This is a genomic window from Pelagerythrobacter marensis (assembly GCF_001028625.1).
Taxonomy (GTDB): Bacteria; Pseudomonadota; Alphaproteobacteria; order Sphingomonadales; family Sphingomonadaceae; genus Pelagerythrobacter; species Pelagerythrobacter marensis.
In genome coordinates, this window is record NZ_CP011805.1 from 1,703,823 (window position 1) to 1,722,349 (window position 18,527).

Genomic DNA, 18,527 nt, shown 5'->3' on the forward strand with positions numbered 1-18,527 from the left:
TCAAAAGTTCGATTAAGCATGGATGAAACGAACCCCCTCGCACGTTTAATCCACGGAAGGCAGAGACACTGAGCGCATCGTTCGACAAGGACTTGCTGGAACTGCTGCCCCGGTTGCGCCGTTTCGCGACCGGGCTGGCCGGCACCCCTGCGGACGGTGACGATCTCTGCCAGATGACGCTCGAGCGTGCGCTGGCAAACCGGCAGAAATGGCGGGAGGGCACACGGCTCGACAGTTGGATGTATCGCATCATGCGCAATATCTGGATCGACGAGGGCCGGGCCACCACGCGGCGCAGACAAACTTTTGTCGCGGACGAAGCCGGCCTGACGGTCGGCGCCGAAGGGGCGCAGGAATCGGCGGTCGAGCTGTCGATGGTCGATCGCGCGATCCAGACACTGCCCGCCGAACAGCGCGAGGCGGTCCTGCTGGTGATGGTCGAAGGCTATGCCTACCGCGAAGCCGCCGAAATCGTGGGCTGTCCGGTCGGAACCCTGAATTCGCGCCTGGTTCGCGGGCGCGATGCGCTGCTCGATCTGCTGGGAGAGGCAACATGACCATCACGCGCGAAGAACTGGCGGCCTTTTCCGATGGCGAATTGCCGGATGAGCGCGCAGCCCAGGTCGCGGCGGCAGTGGATGCCGACCCGGCCCTTGCGCGCGAGGTCGAAGCGCACCGCGCGTTAAGGGCGCAGCTTTCGGGCCATTTCGCCCCCGTGCTCGACGCCCCCGTCCCCGACCGCCTTGCCGCGCTGCTGCAGGCCGATGCCGCGCCGGAACAGGCCGTGGTCACCGACCTTTCGGCAGCGCGCGAACGCCGTCAGGCGAAGCGCACGATCCCGCGCTGGAGCTGGATCGCCGGCCCTGCCCTGGCGGCCTCGCTGGCGCTGGTCGTGCTGTTTCCGCGCGGCGAGGCGGATAATGCGGGCTACGCCGGGACCTCGCTCGCCGCTGCGCTGGACAGCACGCTGGTGGCCGAACAGGCACCGGATGCGGACACGCGCATCCTCTTGAGCTTCCGCGATGCGCAGGGCGAATTCTGCCGCGCATTCAGCCGGAGCGAGGGAAGCGGCATCGCCTGCCGCGACGAACAGGGCTGGCGGATAGAAGCGCAGGGCAAAGGATCGGCCGGATCGCAGACCGAATATCGCATGGCCGGCGCCGACGAAGCCTCCATCCTGGCGCGCGCGCAGGACATGGCGCAAGGCCCCGCCCTCGACGCGCAGGAAGAAGCCGCCGCCCGTTCGCGCGGCTGGCGCTGATCCGCACCGCGCCCCGTCGCCAGCGGGCAATCCTGGCCTCGGGCGATAACGCAGGCACGAAAAAGGGCCGGGAAACTCCCGACCCTTTCGCGCGGCCCCGCAGGCACTGCGATAGATGTGGCGGCACTTATCCGTCGATATAGACGGTGCCCTGGCGATATCCGCGCTTGGCCATGTCGTGGATGTAATCCTCGCGCTCGTGCTTCAGCTCGCGGGCGTATTCTTCCCAGGCATCGCGCTGATCCTCAAGATCGCTTGCGCGGCGCAGGTCGCTCGCCAGCTCTTTCTGCGCTTCGGTGATGTCGAGGCGGTAATCGAACCAGAGGTTGTTTTCGATCCCGGCGATCGGACTGGTCAGAATGCGCGATTCTTCGGCGCGCGCGAGGCGTTCCTCGTCCAGTGCCGGAAGGGCCGCCGTGGCCGAACCCGCAACACCGAGGGCGAGGAGCGGGAGAAGAAACTTGGTATTCATCGGGCATCTCCTTGGTGCGCGAACCGCTCTGCGCGGTCGCTCAACGGAGAAACGAACGATCCGCCCGCTTTAATGCATCAGCCGGTCATTTTCTTCATCACGTCCTGCCGCGAGCACGCGATAGGGATCGAGATGGCGCAGCTTGTCCGGGTTGCGCATGACGTAGATCGCAGCAATGCGCCCGTCCTCGATATCGAGCGCGGTCGTCTGTAGCTCCCCATCCGCTTCGCTGGTAACGAAGCCCGGCAGACCGTTGATCACGACCGTTTCGACCAACCGCGAAGGATGCTTGGCAAATATCACGGCGAGCGCCTTGTGAAGGCGCAGAACGTGAGGCCGCCCGATCACCGGGACCACGGCGGCGGAACGCTTCCCCCCGCCGTCCGAATGCAGCGTGACGTCGCTGGCGAGCAACGCGCCCAGCGCCGCGAGATCGCCGCTGCGCGAGGCGGCGAAGAATTCCTCCGCAATCGCGAGGCCCTTGCGCCGGTCGACCGCGAAGCGGGGCCGGGCCTCGCGCACATGGGCACGCGCCCGCGCGGCGAGCTGGCGGCACGCGGCGGCGTCGCGTTCCAGCGTCTCGGCAATCGTGTCGTAATCCTGGCCGAACACATCGTGCAGCAGGAACGCCGCCCGCTCCAGCGGCGACAGCCGTTCCAGCGCGAGCATGAGCGGGAGGGTGACGTCCTCCGGCTCGTCGGGTTCGATCACCGGGTCGGGCAGCCAGGGTCCGACATAGGTTTCCCGCCGATGCCGCGCCGATTTTAGCTGATCGAGGCACAGGCGGGTGACGATACGGCGCAGGAACGCTTCGGGGACCTGCACGGCCCCCCGCTCGGTGTTGAGCCAGCGGATGAAGCATTCCTGCACGATATCTTCGGCATCGGCCACCGAACCGAGCATGCGATAGGCCACCCGCAGCAGCATGGGCCGGTGCGCCTGAAACGCCGCAGCCGCACGCCCCGCTTCCCCGGCCTCCGCCTCCGGCACGCCCGTCACACCAGCGCCCTTGCCTCTTCCGGTTCGAACCACAGGCCGAAGCCGACCGCCAGCCGGTTCCACCCATTGATCACATTGATCATCAGGGTCAGCTTCACCTGCTCCTCCTCGGAAAAATGGTTCGCCAGCGCGTTGTAGGCGGCGGCGTGGGAATGCCCTTGGGACAACTGCGTCAGTGCGTCCGTCCAGGCCAGGGCGGCGCGTTCGCGGTCGGTATAGCACGGCGCCTCGCGCCAGGCGGCAAGAAGATACAGCCGCTGTTCGCTTTCGCCCTGACCGCGCGCCTCGATCGTGTGCATGTTGATGCAGTTGGCACAGCCGTTGATCTGCGAGGCGCGAACCTTGACCAGTTCGACCAGGCTCGGTTCCAGGCTTTCCATGATCGCGACGGCGGCGGCGGTCCAGGTTTTCATCGGGCCCGACGCTGCCGCATAGGGGTTCAGTTTCACGTTGGTCATTGCGAGTGCTCCTTGACGGTATCACTCACATGACGACACGCGATCGGCCCGTGTGACATCGGGCCCGATTTTCCCCGCAGTTTTTTGCAGAGTGCGGTTTGTCGATCGCCCGCGCACTGCGCGCCATCGGCAAAACGGGGGAGACCGCTGGCGGCCTCCCCCTCTCGCTGTCAGAATCGAACGCCGAGGCCGAGCAGGACCTGATGACGGTCGGTGCTCATGTCGATCGCGAATTCCTCGTCCTCGTCGAGCACGAAGGAACCATCGCCGAAGTCGGTGTAGGTATATTCCAGCTTGGCATAGGCACCGGCGGTAATGCCGATCTCTACCCCGGCGCCGGCGTGGTAACCGCCGCGGGTGTCGGAAAACCGTGCGACTTCGCCCGGCTCTTCGTCTTCATTGTCGGTTACGTCGGCATCGTAGCTGCCCTTGAACTTGCCGTTCGAATAACCGCCCTTGGCATAGATCAGCGAATTATCGCCGATCGGGACGCCGGCGCGCAGGCCGACGGTGAAGGTGCGGTCAAGCTCTCCGCAGACGAGATCGTCCTCCACCAGTTCGGAGCACATCGAATTGCTGGAGAAATCGATACCGGCATAGGCGCCGACAACGAAACTGCGCCCGATCTGCGCGTCGTATCCGATCTCCGCCCCGAAAGTCGGGCGGTCGTCGTCAGCCGAAGCCAGGAGGAATTCGTCGCCTTCCTCCTCTTCGTCGTCGTCGGGGTTGGGGGCGATCGTATCGACGCTTCCCGTTTCCCAGCCGACACGACCTTCAACGCGAAATCCCGATACGTCCTGCGCATAGGCGGAAGTGCTTGCGAGGGAGAGTCCAGCAGCACCGATTAATACGATGACCTTCATTTTCTTCCTTTCCAGACATGGCGAGGTTCCCATGTTCGGATACGGGAAGCCGCCCCTCCGCTGGCGTGCCCGCATTGAAACGTGCCGAACCTGAACCTCGCCCCTTGGACGGAGACCTCCGCCAGGGACCTTGGCCAGGGCGGAAGATTTTTGTGTCGCGAACCTGTGGCGATCCTGCGCGCAGAACGTTTTTTTCGAAAGCGTCATACGGGGCAAAATCCGCCCGCATTAACCATCCTTTTCCTTTCGTCGCGCATGAAGCCGGTCATCGCGTCGAGAGGAGTTCGATGACTGCCGCTTTCGTCCTTGGCATCAACACGTTCATTGCGGCCATCTTCGCCATTGCGTTCGGCGTGGTGGCCACGATGAACCGGACCGCGCGCGGGGCCCGGTGGCTCGCGGTCGGCTATGCCACGGGCATTCTGACGGTCATTCTCGAATTTGCGATTCCCTGGCAGGCCAATCCCCTGCCGACTTCGGTCGCGATCTTTCTGGTCTATCTGCTGACGCTGACCATCTGCCTCGTCGGCGTGGCGCGGCATTACAAGGTGAAGCCTTCCGCCAATGTCCTCGCGGCGATCTGGCTGATCAGCGTGCTCGCGCTCCCGCTGATCTTCAGCCTCCCATACGGCACCCCGCTGCGCGGCCTGATCTATCAGTTCCCCTATTTCGCGATGCAGACTTTGGCGTGCGTCGTCATCTGGCGGTCCGGCCGGCGCGAACCGCTCGATCTCCTGCTGATCGCCCTCAACGCGCTCGTTGCCATGACATATCTGTCCAAACCGGCAATCGGCTGGGCGGTGGGCACCGCCAGTTCCTCGCAGGAGTACATGACCAGCACATATGCGGCGATTTCGCAAAGCATCGGGGCGATCACGCTCGTCATGCTCGCGCTCGTCATGCTGCTGGTCATGATGCGCGACACGACCGCCGAAATGCTCGCGCGATCGGAAACCGACGCGCTGTCGGGCATCCTTAATCGCCGCGGGTTCGATGCCCATGCGGAAATGGCACTGGCATTGCCGAGGGCCGCAGGAGACCCGGTGACGCTGATCGCCGCCGACATCGATCATTTCAAGGACGTCAACGACACTTATGGCCATGCCGCAGGCGATGCCGTCATCGCGCACTTCGCCCGCCTGCTGAAGGATATGGCAAGCGAAACGGCGGTGGTCGGCCGGCTCGGCGGGGAGGAATTCGCGGTCCTGCTGACCGACACAAATCTGGCCGACGGACGCCGTTTTGCCGAAAGCGTGCGCGAACGGCTTTCGGCTGCACCCCTGATCGAACTGGGCGTCGGGCATGTCGTCACCGCTTCGTTCGGCGTGGCCCAGCTAACCCTCACCGACAGCCTCAACGACTTGTCCCGCCGCGCCGATACCGCGCTCTACCGGGCGAAAAGGGCAGGCCGCAACCAGGTCAGCCTCGCGCTGGTCCAGCTGCCACAGGCCCCCCTGCCTTCCCCCCAGTCGCTCTCGGCCTGATCCGATTTCCCCCGCGCAGGCGGGGGCCTCAGGCCGCAGGCGCTGTGCCCGATAGCATGAGACCCCCGCCTGCGCGGGGGATCGGGAGGGGGGAACGGGCGGTCTTCGCGGGTAGTGATCCCCTGCGAAAGCAGGGGTCCAGGACGGCGTGCGGTGCGGCTGGGTCTGGGTTCCTGCTTTCGCAGGAACCCACGGGGGGCGGTCAGGGCCAGCTCGCGCCCGATCATCCGCTGGCGAGTGCGGACGGTATCGCCATTGGCAAGCGGACGGAATCGGCCGGTGCCGCCTGGGCATCACAGGATTGCCACCTGGGCGTCACAGGGTTGCCTTGGTAACATCGTCGCGAGTGGCGGAAGGGGTTACACACAACCTGCCGCTCAGCCCTAAGGGAATGCGAGGCACGGAAGAGGGCCAGGGCTCGCGCTCACCCAATCCGTCTGGAATGCGAGTTCGTCTCGTTCGCGGCGTTGAGGGCCACCGCGACAAACGAACCTGCCTTTCCAAAACTCCTCGCATTCCGGCACAGGGTGCTTTCTCTAGAAGGTCACTAGCCCCCCGAGGCACCGGCCGTATGGACGAAGCGGCCAGACGTGACGCGTACACGCTTCGACCCCGTCGCTTGAGCCAGTGTGGACTGGCCCTCACCACATAACCAAAACGGTTACAAATGTCAAGCTAAATGTGCCAAAAGCCTCTAGCGGCGCAATTCCAGCCTGTCGGAGAAGCCGCCTTCGATGCACTCTTCCAGCGCCTCGAAATAGGCCAGCGGCCCGCCGCCATAGGGCGAATTCAGTTCGAACTCGCGCGGACGTGCGCCTTCGAAGTTGAAATAGCTGGGAGTGCATTTCTCGAAGAAAGCCAGGCGGTCCGCCGACAGCGCCACGCACTGATCCACCCAGGCCGCCTCCGCCTCCTGCGTCGGTTCGACGGTGGCGATGTCCTGATCCAGGCAATGGGTAATCAGCTCTGCCATATAGACCGACTGCGCATCCGCGGTGTGGAGATAGTTGATGGACGTGCCCGCCTGCACGATCGACAGCACGAACAGATTGGGAAATTCGCGGGTCTGCATGCCGAACAGAGTATGCGCGCCGTTCGACCATTTTTCGTCCAGCGCCCGCCCCCCGCGACCGGTGACCACCAGGCCCGATTCCTGCGTGAAACTGGTCATGAAATCGAACCCGGTCGCGTAGATGATGCAGTCCAGGGCATATTCCTCGCCTGCGACCACCAGCCCCCTGCGGGTCACCTGCTCCACCCCGCGCCCGGCGGTGTCGACCAGGGTCACGTTCGGGCGATTGAACACCTGCAGATAATTGTCGCTGAAGCCGGGCCGTTTGCAGAAATAATGGAAATAGGGTTTCAGCGCCTCCGCCGTCGCGCGATCTTGCACGATCGCATCGACCCGCTGGCGAACCCGCTCCATCTTCGCGATTTCGGCCCGCTCGCGCTCGTCGGGCGCCATGGCGATCCCGGCCGAGAGGCTTTTCTCGCGAAACAGATCGGTCATGCTGTCCGCGACCAGATCGACCGCCTGCGGCAGGCCGGAGGTCCACTGGGTGAAATTCATCATCCGCTCGCGCTGCCACCCCGGTTCCTGCGAGCGGAACCACTCCTCGTCGGTCGGCCGGTTGCCGCGCACATCGACCGAGGCAGGCGTTCGCTGGAACAGATAGAGATGCCGGGCCGAGCGGGCGACCGGCGGCACGCACTGGATCCCGGTCGATCCGGTACCGATGATCCCCACCGCCTTGTCCGCCAGCCCGGTCAGCTCTCCATCGGCATCGCCGCCGGTGAAGCCGTAATCCCATCGGCTGGTGTGGAAGCTGGGCCCCTCGAACGTCTCGATCCCCGGAATGCCGGGCAGCTTGGGGCTGCTGTAGAGGCCCGTCGCCGCGACGACGAACCGGGCGCGCACGGTATCGCCCCGGTCGGTCGTAACGATCCAGCGCTGCGCCGCGTCCGACCAGGTTACGGTGCGCGCCAGGGTCTGGAACAGGGCATCGCGATAGAGGCCGAACTTCTCGGCGATCAACCGGCACTGCTGCTGGATTTCGGCGCCTTTGGCGTAGCGTTCGCTCGGCACGAAGCCGGTTTCTTCCAGCAGCGGAACGTAGATGTAGGATTCGACATCGCAGCGAATGCCCGGATAGCGGTTCCAGTACCAGGTGCCGCCGAAATCGGCCCCCTTTTCGACCACCACAATGTCTCCGACATCGCGCTTGCGCAGTTGGGCCGCCGTCAGCAGCCCGCCATACCCGCCGCCGATTATCAGAACGTCGGCATCGCGTTCGACCGGCTTGCGATCGAAATCCTGCCGGGCGTTGGGGTCGGTGTCGAAATCGGCAAACGCGCCTTCGAGGCCCTGATACTGCCGCACCGCGTCAGGACGCAGCCGTTTGGCGCGCTCTTCCGCATAACGACGCGCGAGCGCATCGTAGTCCAGCGCTTCGTCTCCGTCGCGGTCGCCACCCTCTCCCTTCAAGCTGCAGTCCCTTGCATTGGCCAGTAAATCCATGCGGCGGGCAGAGCCGGAGCCCCGCCCGCCAGCCGCTCAGAAACGGACAGTACCGTTGATGGAGATGGAGCGATACTCGTCCATCCAGCTGAGCGAACGGGTTGTCGCCGTGATCGACCCGGGGAAGCGCACCGCCGCACCGCGGGTGCGCTCGTCGGTCAGGTTGCGGCCGACGAGCGCGATGTTCCAGGCATCATCGTGCGGGCCGATCTGCACCCGCGCATCGAACTTGGCCCAGCCGCCCTGCAGCCCCCAGATCGGGCTGTAGCCATCGGCGATGTAATACTTCGACCGGAATTGCATATTGGCGCCGGTCACGAGCTGCAGGCTGCCCAGATCCGCGCGATGGCGGAAGCCGGCATTGCCGCTCCATTTCGGGGCGAACAGCAGCGGCAGCCCGGCGATATTGTGCTCGGCAAGCGACGTGGGGTCGGAGGAATCGCATTCCGCCACGGTTTCGTAAGCAAGACACGGCGCGCCGGGATAGTCGAGAAAGCGGGCATCGAGATAGGCGAGGCTGGCGTTGAGCGTCAGGCTGGCCGTCGGCATGACCTGCACTTCCATCTCCACCCCTTCCGAGCGCGCCTCCGCCGCGTTGCGGGTGAAGAAAGTGCGCAGGTCGGGATCGTAGGCCGACTGTTGCAGATCGGCAAAATCCATGCGGAATATCGCGAGGTTGATCGTGGCGACGCCGCCGCCCAGCGTCGACTTCACGCCGAGTTCGTAATTGGTGGAACGCTCCGACGCGAACTGGAAGCCTTCTTCGGAAACGTTGTAGGTGTTCGAAACGAAGCCACCCGATTTCGATCCGCGCGCGACCGTTGCATAGACCATGACGTCGGGCGTCACGTCGTACTGCAAGGTGCCCGATGGGTCGAAATAGTCTTCCGACAGGTCGCCCGCACGATCCGGGCCGATCGGATTGAGCGCCTGGCCGGAAACGGTGGCCTGCGTGAACGTCGCCGATTTATCCACCTGCGAATAGCGCAGACCGGCGATCAGCCGCAGATCAGGGGTGAAGTTGAAGGTGCCCTGCCCGAAGATCGACCAGGCATCGCTGTCCTGATGGAAATCGGTCGACTGGTGCCCGGTCAGCGCGAACACCTCGCGGTAATAGCTGTCCTGATGCAGGTGATAGTCCGACGTATCGTAATAGACGCCCAGAACGTATTCGAGGAACTGGCCCAGCGGAGACGCGATGCGCGCTTCCAGTGACCACTGATCGAAATCCTCCGGAAATCCGTTGCCGAAGCGGGCGTTGCCGCCATTGGCCGGAACGGTGCCATCGGGCGCGATTTCGTCGTAACCGGTAAAGCGGCTGGTGGTGAAGTGCGAATAGCCGCCGACCAGGGTCAGCGTATGATCGCCCAGGCCGAAATCGGCGTTGATCGCGCTGTTCCAGGTTTCGATCCCGCTCCCTTCGGGCAGGCCCGCGCCGGCATAATTGTCGGAAATGTACCGATTGTCGCCGAAATCGCTGTCGTACACGTCTTCGGTGAGCGAACCCGATACGGTGACGCCGCCCTTCAGCCGGTGCTTGCCGTATTCGTTCTTGAACACGATATCGACGTCTGCCGACGGCTGCCAGCGCAGGGTCAGGCGCGCCATTTCGTCGCGCAGCAGGGGCTCGTCCCGGTTGTTGTAGAGGTTGCGGATGTAGCCATCCTGCCGGGTGACCTTGCCCGCCAGGCGGGCGCTCAACGTATCGCTCAACGGGCCGCTGATCACGCCGGTCAGGTCGAAGCCCTGCCGATCGAAATCGTATCCGGCCGAAAGATAGCCTTCCAGCGTCGAGGTCGGACGCGCGGAGACCAGGCTGATCGCGCCGGCGGCCGTGTTCCGGCCGAACAGCGCGCCCTGCGGCCCGCGCAGCACCTCCATCCGTTCCAGATCGAAGAACGGCGCGCTGAACTGCGCCCCGCGCCCGCCATAGATTCCATCGAGATAGACCGACACTTCCTGATCGAACGCCACGTTGTTGGGGCCCGATCCGAAGCCGCGGATGAAAACGACCGGGTTCACGCCCGAATTGAGCACTGCCATGTTCGGCACGTAGCTTTGCACGCTGCGCAAGTCGGTGATCTTGAGGTTTTCGATCTCCTCCCCCGACACCGCGGTGATGGAGACCGGCACGTCCTGCAGCTTCTGTTCGCGCTTCTGCGCCGTGACCACGATTTCACCCAGGCGCGGCTGCTGGCCGGTGGATGACGCCCCGCCTTGCCCGGCAGCATCTTGCGCGCGCGCGTCTTCGCTGGCGAGAAGGGCCGGCACCAGCGCGGCCATCGCCACGGCACCTGCAAGGCGTGTTGAAATCGACATATCTTCCCCTCCGAGAACGACGATCAGGCTCAATGCGAGTCGCCCTATTTTGCATGCAACTTAACACGCGAAAGATGGCGAGCAAGAGGATTCTATGCGTTATGCCGGCGTTTCCGGTCGGTTTCCGCCGCCCCTTGCGCTTAATTGGATGCAAATAAGATCGAGGCGGCACTCACGAGCCCACCAGGCTATGGGCGAGCCGCTTCCCCGGGGCCAGGCCGACGATCAGGAGGACTACGGCGACCGTCCCTGCCCCGCCTGTCATCAGCGCCAGCGCCTTGCCGATCCCCATCGGGCCGCCAAACAGGCTTTCCGCCAGGGCCGCGGTTATGGTCGGCGCAATGCCGAACCCGGCGAGGTTGACGCAGGCGCCGAACACCGCCGCCATGATCCCGCGCAGGCGGTTGGGGGCAAGCGACTGCACCATCGATATCTGCAACCCCCCGACAATGCTCGCCACCGTCATGCCAGCGCAGAAGAGGACCGCGGCAAGCATGAAGTCACCAGCAAGATAGGCACCGACGAACAGCGGCGTTTCCACCACGACTGCGCCCAGCGTGACCAGGACCGGTGCCTCTATCCGTCCGCCCGCGACCAGCCGGTCGGAAACCATCCCCCCGGCAAGCAGGCCGATCGTGCCGCCAACGCCGTATCCCAGACCGAGCAGCAGGCCCACCTCACCGGCGGCAAGATCGTGCAGCCGCATGAAATGCACCGGTCCCCAGACCATGAAGGAATAGCCGATCACCGCAATGCAGGAATACCCTGCGAACAGCGGCACGAACGCGCCGGCATGCTTGCGGATGAAACCGAAGGCATCGCCGACGCCGGGAATTTCCTCCCCCTCGCCAGCGGCGAGCGTGCGTCGCGGTTCGCGCACGGTCACGGCGATAAGCAGGGCGACCAGCACGCCGGGCAATCCGATCGCGACGAACACGACCTGCCAGGGCTGGGAATCGGGCAGGAAAGGCAATTGCGCACCGGTGGCATAGGCCCAGTCGACCAGTTGCCCGCCAATCATTATCGCAAGCCCGCCGCCCAGCGTCGCACCGCAGGCGAAGATCGCCGTGGCGATGCCGCGCCGGGTCGGCGTGAAGTAATCGGCAATCATCGAATAGGCCGCCGGATTGAGGCTGGCTTCCCCCACCCCGATCAGCGCCCGCGCGGTGAACAGCCCGGCGAAGCTGCGCGCCAGGCCGCAGGCCGCGGTCGCCAGGCTCCACAACGTCATTCCCACGACAATCGCCCCGCGGCGTTCCCGCGTGTCGACCCAGCGCCCGAAGACGAACGCAAACAGCACGTAGGAACCAGCGAATGCCGCGCCCGCCAGAACGCTGACCTGCGTGTCGCTGAGCCCGAGGTCCGCCTTGACCGGTTCGATCAGCATGCTCAGCGCCAGACGATCGAGGAACGACAGCGCGCTCGCGATCATCAGGCATACGACGACGTAATAGGGATAGATGGCCTGCTGCCGCATTGTTCAGCCCCTTTTCGGCAAGGGTGCCGGTTCGGCATCCACGAAACGGTATTCGGGCGGCGAAGGCATTTCGCGCACCCGTTCGTCATAATCGTCATGTTCCAGCCTGAGCGCACGGATCATCGCGGCATTCGCGAGGAACATGCCGGCGACATATGTCAGCTCGACGATCTGTTCGTCGCTGAATGCCGTGCGCAGGCGAGCGAACAGGCGATCGGGCACGCGCCCGTGATCGAGCGCGAAACAATCGGCATAGGCCAGCACGGCGCGCTCGGTCGCGGTGAACGCATCGCTTGCCTGCCAGTCGGGCAGATCCGCCAGCGCGCCTTCCGTATAGCCGAGACCACGCAGGATCTTGATATGTTCGGAGAACATCCACCGGCACGAACTGGCCCAGCCGATCCGGGCTATCGCAAGCTCCATATAATGCAGCGGCAGCTTGCGCGCCCTGGTCTGTTTCAGATGAAAGCCGCGAACCAGATGTTCGAGGACATCGGGCGAATGCGCGAAAACCGCTTCGAAATTGCCCGGCGCGCCGGACGCGGTCTGGCCCGGTTCGGTCGCAGGATCGCGGCCGGGAAACTTGCGGTCGTACATATGCGCGACAAGCGGATCGGTTACGGCGCGCCGGCTGACCAGTGGGAGACGGGGCATTTTCAGCCGTCCCGCCCCGGGAGAGGCCATGCCGCCACTTCCCGCACGTGCGCCCCATGTCGTTGATCCGGCATAGCTTCCTCCCCCCGGCAAACGCCCTCGCCCTCAATCGGCCCGTGCGACAATTCCCCTGTCGACGAGGCTGGAAAATTCGCCCGATCCCAATCCGACGACGTCCATCAGGACACGCTCTGTATCGGCGCCCAGCGTGCGGGCGGGGCTGGGTTCCTGCCGGTCCAGGCCGGGCAGGGTCGCCATCGCCCCCGGCACGGCGTAACTTTCTCCGCTGGGCTGCGCGATCTGTGAGAAGAGGGGATTGTTGCCGACCATTTCGGGGTCGCGAACCGCCTGCTCCATGCGTTTGTAGGGCCCCCAGCAACAGCCTGCCGCGTCCAGCTGCTCCATCAGTTCGCCGCTATCGCGAGACGCCGCAGCCTGTTCGACCAGCGGGAACAGGGCGTCGCGATGGCGGAAACGTTCCCCTTCGTCGGTCGCGAACGACGTGCCCCGCTCCGCCTCGATCCGCGCGACCTGCTCTGCGATGTCCAGAACCGAAACAAGCCCTTTCCATTGGCGCGGCGTGATCGCCATCAGCATCAGCCGCTCGCCATCGCGGGTAACGAAATCGCGGCCGAATGCGCCGAACACCTCGTTGCCGTAGCGCTGGCGATCCCCGCCCTGCAGCGTTTCGGCCAGCTGGCCGAGATTGGCGATCGTCGCGATCCCCACATCCGCCAGCGGCACGCGCACTTCCTGCCCTTCCCCCGTCGCGTCGCGGTGCCGCAGCGCCGCGAGGGTGGCGAAGGCGGCATAGGCGCCGGTGAGAAGATCCCACGCGGGCAGGACGGCGTTGACCGGTTCTTCCCCCATGCTTTCGGGGCCAGTGATGAAGGGAATGCCAAGCGCCGATGCCACGGTGTAATCCAGCGCCGGCCCGCCGTCCGGCTTCCCCATAACGCGCGTCAGCACCAGATCGGGGCGCAAGGCAGACAGCTTTTCCCACGACAGGAAGCCGTTCACCGGGAAATTGGTCAGGAAGACACCTGCCTGCTTCCCCGGCTGGGTGGCGATCCGCGTCAGCAACTCGCGCCCTTCCGGGGCGGACAGGTCGATCGCCACCGACAGTTTGCCCTTGTTCAGCCCTTCCCAATAGAAGCTGCCGCCGCCCGGCGCCCTGGGCCAGCGGCGATAGTCGGGCCCGCCGCCAACCTGATCGACGCGAATGACCTCCGCCCCCATCTGCGCCAGATAGAGCCCGGCAGTCGGGCAGGCGACGAAGGACGATGCCTCCACCACGCGCAGCCCCGGCAACAGCGAATACATTGGCGTTCGGCTCCTCTCGTCGTTCCGTGCCGTTTGTCGTTCCGGGCCGCCACTGGCGACCCGCCGCAAACTCAGTTTCCGGTGAATTCGGGCCTGCGTCGTTCGAGGAAGGCGGTCACGGCCTCCTCGTGATCCCGGGTTTCGTGGACCGCGGCCTGATAGGCAGCGGAAAGATTGAGCACGGTGCCCAGCGAAGCGTCCTGCGCCTCGCGCAGGAGCCGCTTGGTCAGGCGCACCGCACGCGGCGGGTTGGCGGCAATTTCTGCCGCGATTTCCTGCGCGGCGGGCATCAGCTCGCCTGGTTCGACCACGCGGCTGACCAGGCCCCAGTCGAGTGCGGTCGCTGCGTCGATCGCGCGTCCGGTCAAAGCCATCTCGGTGGCGCGCGACCAGCCGACGACGCGGGGCAGCAACCAGGCCCCGCCATCGCCGGGGACGAGGCCCACCTTGACGAAGCTTTCGGCGAATTTCGCACCGCTGGTGCAAATGCGGATGTCGCACATGCAGGCAAGATCGCACCCCGCGCCGATCGCGGGGCCGTTCACCGCCGCAATCACGGGCACTTCCAGCGACTGGAAGGCAAGCGGCAGCCGCTGAATGCCATCACGATAATTGCGCACGGTTTCCGCCGGCTGGTTGCCGCGCAAGCCCTTGCCCGGCCCCATTTTCGACAGGTCTCCGCCCGATGAGAACGCCGTCCCCGCTCCGGTCAGGATGACCGCCCGGACCCCGACATCGCGATCGGCCGCCTCCAGAGCGGCCAGAAGCGCATCGATCATGCCATTGTCGGAGATCGGATTGCGCAAGTCCGGCATATTGAGAGTGATCGTGGCCACGCCTTCGCCCTGATCAACCACTACTAGCGCCATCTTGTCTCCCCTATCTGATTTCAGCTTGCATATTGCATGCAACCCTGCAGTGCAAGAAGCAACTCCCCCACCATCGCGCACCCCCGCCCTGCCGCATATCGCGCGGAATTCCGCCATAATCGAGGGGCCCGCGCCGAATCCCCGAGGCACCGCCTGTTTACGCGCCTTGTCAGGCATTTTTGCATGCGAAGGCGGTAAACTTCCTCCGATAAGCGCAACATCCCTGCAATGCCTATTGCCAGGCCGGAGACAATTAACGCGTTTTATCAATGGTATGCCTGAAAACCGCTCGCCACGAGGTTGGACGGCGCGCATAAACTTGCATGCAATTCTGTTTTTGGATACTGTTTGCCTCAGCCGACATCGAGATCGGCCGGGAGTCTGGGTGAAGTGATGGCGCGAGCGCTCAACATTGCATGCAACAGGTGCAACAGGCTCCGGTCTGGGATTTGCCTGTGACGCATCGGTTCGAGGGCAAGGTGGTCGTCATCACCGGCGCCGGCCGGCCCGGCGGGATCGGCGAAGCGATTGCCCGGCGTGTAACCAGCGAAGGCGGCCGGTGCGCCTTGCTCGACCTGTGCCGCGACAACCCGCAGGTCCCGCGCGAAAGCTTCGCCAGCATGGCCTCGCTCAGCCAGGTCGCGGCGGATCTGGGTGAACACGGCCACCCCGGCATCGCGGTCCGCTGCGACGTGACCGACGAGGGCGAGGTTCGCGATGCAATGCAGCAGGTTCGCGCCGAACTGGGCGGAATCGACGTGCTTTATGCCAATGCCGGCGGCGGCACCGGGGCCGGGCCGGTCGACCAGACCTTGGTCAGCGACCTTTCGCGCGAGGCCTGGGATTATACCGTCCAGCTCAGCCTGACTTCGGTCTTTCTCTGCGCGAAGCACGCCGCCCCTGCCCTGCGCGAACGGGGCGGCGGCGCGATCGTCAGCACGACTTCGATCAGCGCCTATCACGGCGTCCCCGGCCTTTCGGCCTATTCGGCAGCCAAATATGCGGTGACCGCGCTGACTCGCGATCTCGCGCTGGAACTGGCCGATGCCGGCATCAGCGTGAACGCCTTCGCACCGGGCATCACGCTGACCCCTTACGTGCGGCAACGGTACGAAACGCTCGCGAGCCAGAGCCCGGACGCGTCCGCGCAGGACTTGCTCGATGATTTCGTGGCTTCGCGCATCCCGCTCGGGCGCGCGGCGGAACCGGCCGAAATGGCCGCCGTCGCAGCGTTCCTGGGCAGCGGCGATGCCAGCTTCATGACCGGCCAGACCCTGTTCGTGGACGGAGGAATGCGGGTCTGACGACCCAGCCAACAAAGGGCGGCAGCGAAAACAGCCGCCACATCGGGAGGTAAGGAAATGAAAGACATGAAGCCTATTGCATTGTTAGCAGGCGCCAGCCTGATCGCCATCGCATGCCCCGCGGCGGCGCAGGACGGTACGCAGACCGGTCCTGACAGCCCCGCGACGACAGCCGAAACGACCCCGCGCGCGCCGGGCGAGATTATCGTCACCGCCCAGCGGCGCGAGCAGTCGCAGCAGGACGTGCCGGTTTCGATCTCCGTCGTATCATCCGAAGCGCTGGCCCAAAGCAATCTTACCACCATTGCCGACGTGCAGTTCCTTGCCCCCGGCGTGAACTACAACGCCAACTTCGGCGGCGGGTTCAACATTCGCGGCGTGGGCACGCAATCGCTGCTGATGTCGGCCGAACAGTCGGTTGCGCTGATTATCGACGATGTCATCCAGGGCCTGCCCGAAGTTTCCTTCGCCGGGCCGAGCTACCAGTCGCTCGTCGATATCGAGCGGATCGAGGTGCTCAAGGGTCCGCAGGGGACCCTGTTCGGCAAGAACAGCTCCGCCGGGGTCATCCAGATAATCACCGCCAATCCCAAGCTGGGGCAGCGCACGCTCGACGGATCGCTGTCCTACGCGACGAAGAACGAGGTGAATGCGGAATCGGTCATCAATCTTCCCCTGGGCGAAACCGCGGCGCTGCGGGTCGCAGGCGGGCTCCAGCGGCGCGACGGTTTCGTGCAGGATCTCTTCAGCGGTGAGGATCGCTGGGCTTACGAACGCTATTCGGTGCGCGGCAAGCTGTTGTGGGAACCCACGGCCGATCTCAGCGTGCTGCTGACGGGCGAATACCGGTACCTGACCGACAACGCCAACGGCCTGTGGACTTTCCGCAATTGCGGCAGCGGCTTCGGCGCGTTCAACCCTTGCGAAGAAGTGGAACCGTACGGCATCGAAGCCGGACCGGAAAACCTCGAGGTCGCGACCGACGGGCAAAGCTATACCCGGCAGAAAGCCTATGCGTTCAGCGGGCGGGTCGATTACGATCTCGGCAACGCGACGCTGACCTCGATCACCGCCTATCGCCACCTGCGCCAGCCGATCTCGCTCGATACCGATGTCACGCCCAGCGCGATCTATTCGCGGAACGAGAATATCTCCGGTGGCACGCAGTTCACGCAGGAACTGCGGGTGAACGGCGATGCCGGCATCTTCAACTACACGCTCGGCGGGTTCTTCTACGATGCGCGACCGTTTCAGAAGGGCATGAACGGCGGAACGCTGGGCTTCCTTCCCGACGATACCGAAACGCTCGTATCGCTCAACGCTATCGGGCCATATTCGGGTGACGGGTATGGATCATGGGTCAAGGCCAAGATCAGAAGCTATGCCCTGTTCGGCCAGGTCGAAGCGGCGGTCACGCCTGACCTGACCCTGATTGCCGGCGGCCGCTACACCCACGACGACGTGCGCCAGGTGATCGATTATTTCGATGTGCCGTGGCTGTGCCGCGTGACGTTCGCCTTCGGGCAATCCTGCCACGGGCTGTCACTGCCGCTGTCATCGGGCGAATCGCGCGTGAAGGCGAGCAAGTTCACGTACAAACTGACGGCCAAGTACGACATCACGCCCGACATCAACGTCTATGCGACATATGCCACCGGCTACAAAGGCCCGATGATTTCGCACCCGGCCAACCAGCCGCAGCTCCTGCTTCGCCCCGAATTGTCGAAATCCTACGAGCTGGGCCTGAAAGGCGAACTGTTCGATCGCGCGCTCGCCTTCAACCTTGCGCTGTTCAAGGTCGATTACGACGATTTCCAGGGCCAGCAGCGCGTGGGCGTCGCGCCGACGTTTTATTACACCACCACGAATGCAGGCGGACTGCAGACCAAGGGGGTGGAAGCCGATATGGCCTGGCGCGCAACGCCGGAACTGACCCTGGCCGGGAACGTCGCCTACATCCCGACCAAGTTCACCGAGTTCGCGGTGCAATGTTACGACCGCTACACCAACCCGGCGACCACGCCGGGCGAGTGCAATTACGTTCAGCCCGGCCTGCCCGCGGGGACGCCGCCGCAGTTCAATGCGGCCGGATATCCGCTGACATATTCGCCCAAGTGGACCTGGGGCCTGCGCGGCAATTACGAAACCGATGTCGGCAACGATCTGACGTTCAACGCCAGCGCATCGTTCAGCTATCGGTCGAGCACTTATGGCGTCGTCGCCGACGACAATTCGATCAATCCCGGATACGGCCTGCTTAACGGGCAGATCAGCATCGGGCGTTATGACGATCGCTGGCGGCTGTCGGTCTTCGCCCGGAACCTGCTCGACAAGTATTTCGTAGCCGGCATCTTCCGTACGCCGCTGGATTCGGGGACGGACAATTCGACGCCGCTGTCCACGATCGGTTATTCCAACATTCCGGCGATGGATTCCAGCCGGACGGTGGGCATCAAGCTCAGCTACTCCTTTGGCAACTGAGCTACGAACCGAACCTGCCGTTCCCGATGCGGGCGCGGCAGGTTC

15 protein-coding genes are annotated in these 18,527 nt (G+C 64.5%); 5 read left to right on the top strand and 10 right to left on the bottom strand.

Annotated elements, in window-relative coordinates:
- The first annotated feature begins 92 nt into the window (after positions 1–92).
- Positions 93–557 carry an RNA polymerase sigma factor gene (locus tag AM2010_RS08250; RefSeq protein WP_236699527.1) on the top strand — a complete coding sequence of 155 codons (465 nt, stop codon included), beginning with the start codon at positions 93–95 and terminating at the stop codon, positions 555–557.
- Positions 554–1,261 carry a hypothetical protein gene (locus AM2010_RS08255; RefSeq protein ID WP_047806670.1) on the top strand — a complete coding sequence of 236 codons (708 nt, stop codon included), beginning with the start codon at positions 554–556 and terminating at the stop codon, positions 1,259–1,261. Before AM2010_RS08250 ends, AM2010_RS08255 begins: the two co-directional genes overlap by 4 nt.
- A 127-nt stretch (positions 1,262–1,388) precedes the next feature.
- On the opposite strand, the gene AM2010_RS08260 is transcribed toward AM2010_RS08255, so the two are convergent.
- The 4 genes from AM2010_RS08260 to AM2010_RS13775 form a co-directional block, all read right to left on the bottom strand.
- The gene (locus AM2010_RS08260) at positions 1,389–1,733 is read right to left on the bottom strand and encodes a hypothetical protein (protein ID WP_047806671.1); all 345 of its coding nucleotides are present in this window, start codon (positions 1,731–1,733) and stop codon (positions 1,389–1,391) included.
- 69 nt (positions 1,734–1,802) lie between these two features.
- Positions 1,803–2,732 carry a sigma-70 family RNA polymerase sigma factor gene (locus AM2010_RS08265; RefSeq protein WP_420834958.1) on the bottom strand — a complete coding sequence of 310 codons (930 nt, stop codon included), beginning with the start codon at positions 2,730–2,732 and terminating at the stop codon, positions 1,803–1,805.
- On the bottom strand, positions 2,729–3,190 hold the full coding sequence (locus AM2010_RS14330; protein ID WP_047806673.1) for a carboxymuconolactone decarboxylase family protein: 462 nt from the start codon (positions 3,188–3,190) through the stop codon (positions 2,729–2,731). The genes AM2010_RS08265 and AM2010_RS14330 overlap by 4 nt, the downstream gene beginning before the upstream one ends.
- Positions 3,191–3,360: 170 nt before the next feature.
- Positions 3,361–4,053 (bottom strand): outer membrane protein, encoded by a 693-nt coding sequence (locus AM2010_RS13775; RefSeq protein ID WP_053044009.1) that lies wholly within the window; start codon positions 4,051–4,053, stop codon positions 3,361–3,363.
- Positions 4,054–4,340: 287 nt separating this feature from the next.
- On the opposite strand from AM2010_RS13775, the gene AM2010_RS08280 reads away from it, so the two are divergent.
- Positions 4,341–5,537, top strand: a complete 1,197-nt coding sequence (locus AM2010_RS08280) for a GGDEF domain-containing protein (protein ID WP_047806674.1) — start codon at positions 4,341–4,343, stop codon at positions 5,535–5,537.
- 694 nt (positions 5,538–6,231) lie between these two features.
- Here the strand turns inward: AM2010_RS08280 and AM2010_RS08285 are convergent.
- The 6 genes from AM2010_RS08285 to AM2010_RS08310 all read right to left on the bottom strand — a co-directional run bounded on the left by AM2010_RS08285 (position 6,232) and on the right by AM2010_RS08310 (position 14,697).
- A complete protein-coding gene (locus AM2010_RS08285) occupies positions 6,232–8,022 on the bottom strand; it encodes a flavin-containing monooxygenase (protein WP_236699528.1) in 1,791 nt (596 codons plus the stop codon).
- Positions 8,023–8,091: 69 nt separating this feature from the next.
- Positions 8,092–10,374 (bottom strand): TonB-dependent receptor, encoded by a 2,283-nt coding sequence (locus AM2010_RS08290; protein ID WP_150115355.1) that lies wholly within the window; start codon positions 10,372–10,374, stop codon positions 8,092–8,094.
- A gap of 172 nt (positions 10,375–10,546) precedes the next feature.
- A complete protein-coding gene (locus tag AM2010_RS08295) occupies positions 10,547–11,851 on the bottom strand; it encodes an MFS transporter (RefSeq protein WP_047806677.1) in 1,305 nt (434 codons plus the stop codon).
- A 3-nt stretch (positions 11,852–11,854) separates the two neighbouring features.
- Positions 11,855–12,505, bottom strand: coding sequence for a carboxymuconolactone decarboxylase family protein (locus tag AM2010_RS08300; protein WP_047806678.1), 651 nt, complete (start codon positions 12,503–12,505; stop codon positions 11,855–11,857).
- A 105-nt stretch (positions 12,506–12,610) separates the two neighbouring features.
- Complete coding sequence (locus AM2010_RS08305) at positions 12,611–13,828, bottom strand: CoA transferase (protein ID WP_047806679.1); 1,218 nt, start codon at positions 13,826–13,828, stop codon at positions 12,611–12,613.
- A 71-nt stretch (positions 13,829–13,899) separates the two neighbouring features.
- A complete protein-coding gene (locus AM2010_RS08310) occupies positions 13,900–14,697 on the bottom strand; it encodes a crotonase/enoyl-CoA hydratase family protein (RefSeq protein ID WP_047806680.1) in 798 nt (265 codons plus the stop codon).
- 455 nt (positions 14,698–15,152) lie between these two features.
- Here AM2010_RS08310 and AM2010_RS08315 point away from each other — a divergent pair, with 455 nt between their 5' ends.
- Together AM2010_RS08315 and AM2010_RS08320 are read left to right on the top strand one after the other, a co-directional pair.
- Positions 15,153–16,001 carry an SDR family NAD(P)-dependent oxidoreductase gene (locus AM2010_RS08315; RefSeq protein WP_053044011.1) on the top strand — a complete coding sequence of 283 codons (849 nt, stop codon included), beginning with the start codon at positions 15,153–15,155 and terminating at the stop codon, positions 15,999–16,001.
- A gap of 66 nt (positions 16,002–16,067) precedes the next feature.
- A complete protein-coding gene (locus AM2010_RS08320; protein ID WP_058350961.1) occupies positions 16,068–18,482 on the top strand; it encodes a TonB-dependent receptor in 2,415 nt (804 codons plus the stop codon).
- Positions 18,483–18,527: the final 45 nt, after the last annotated feature.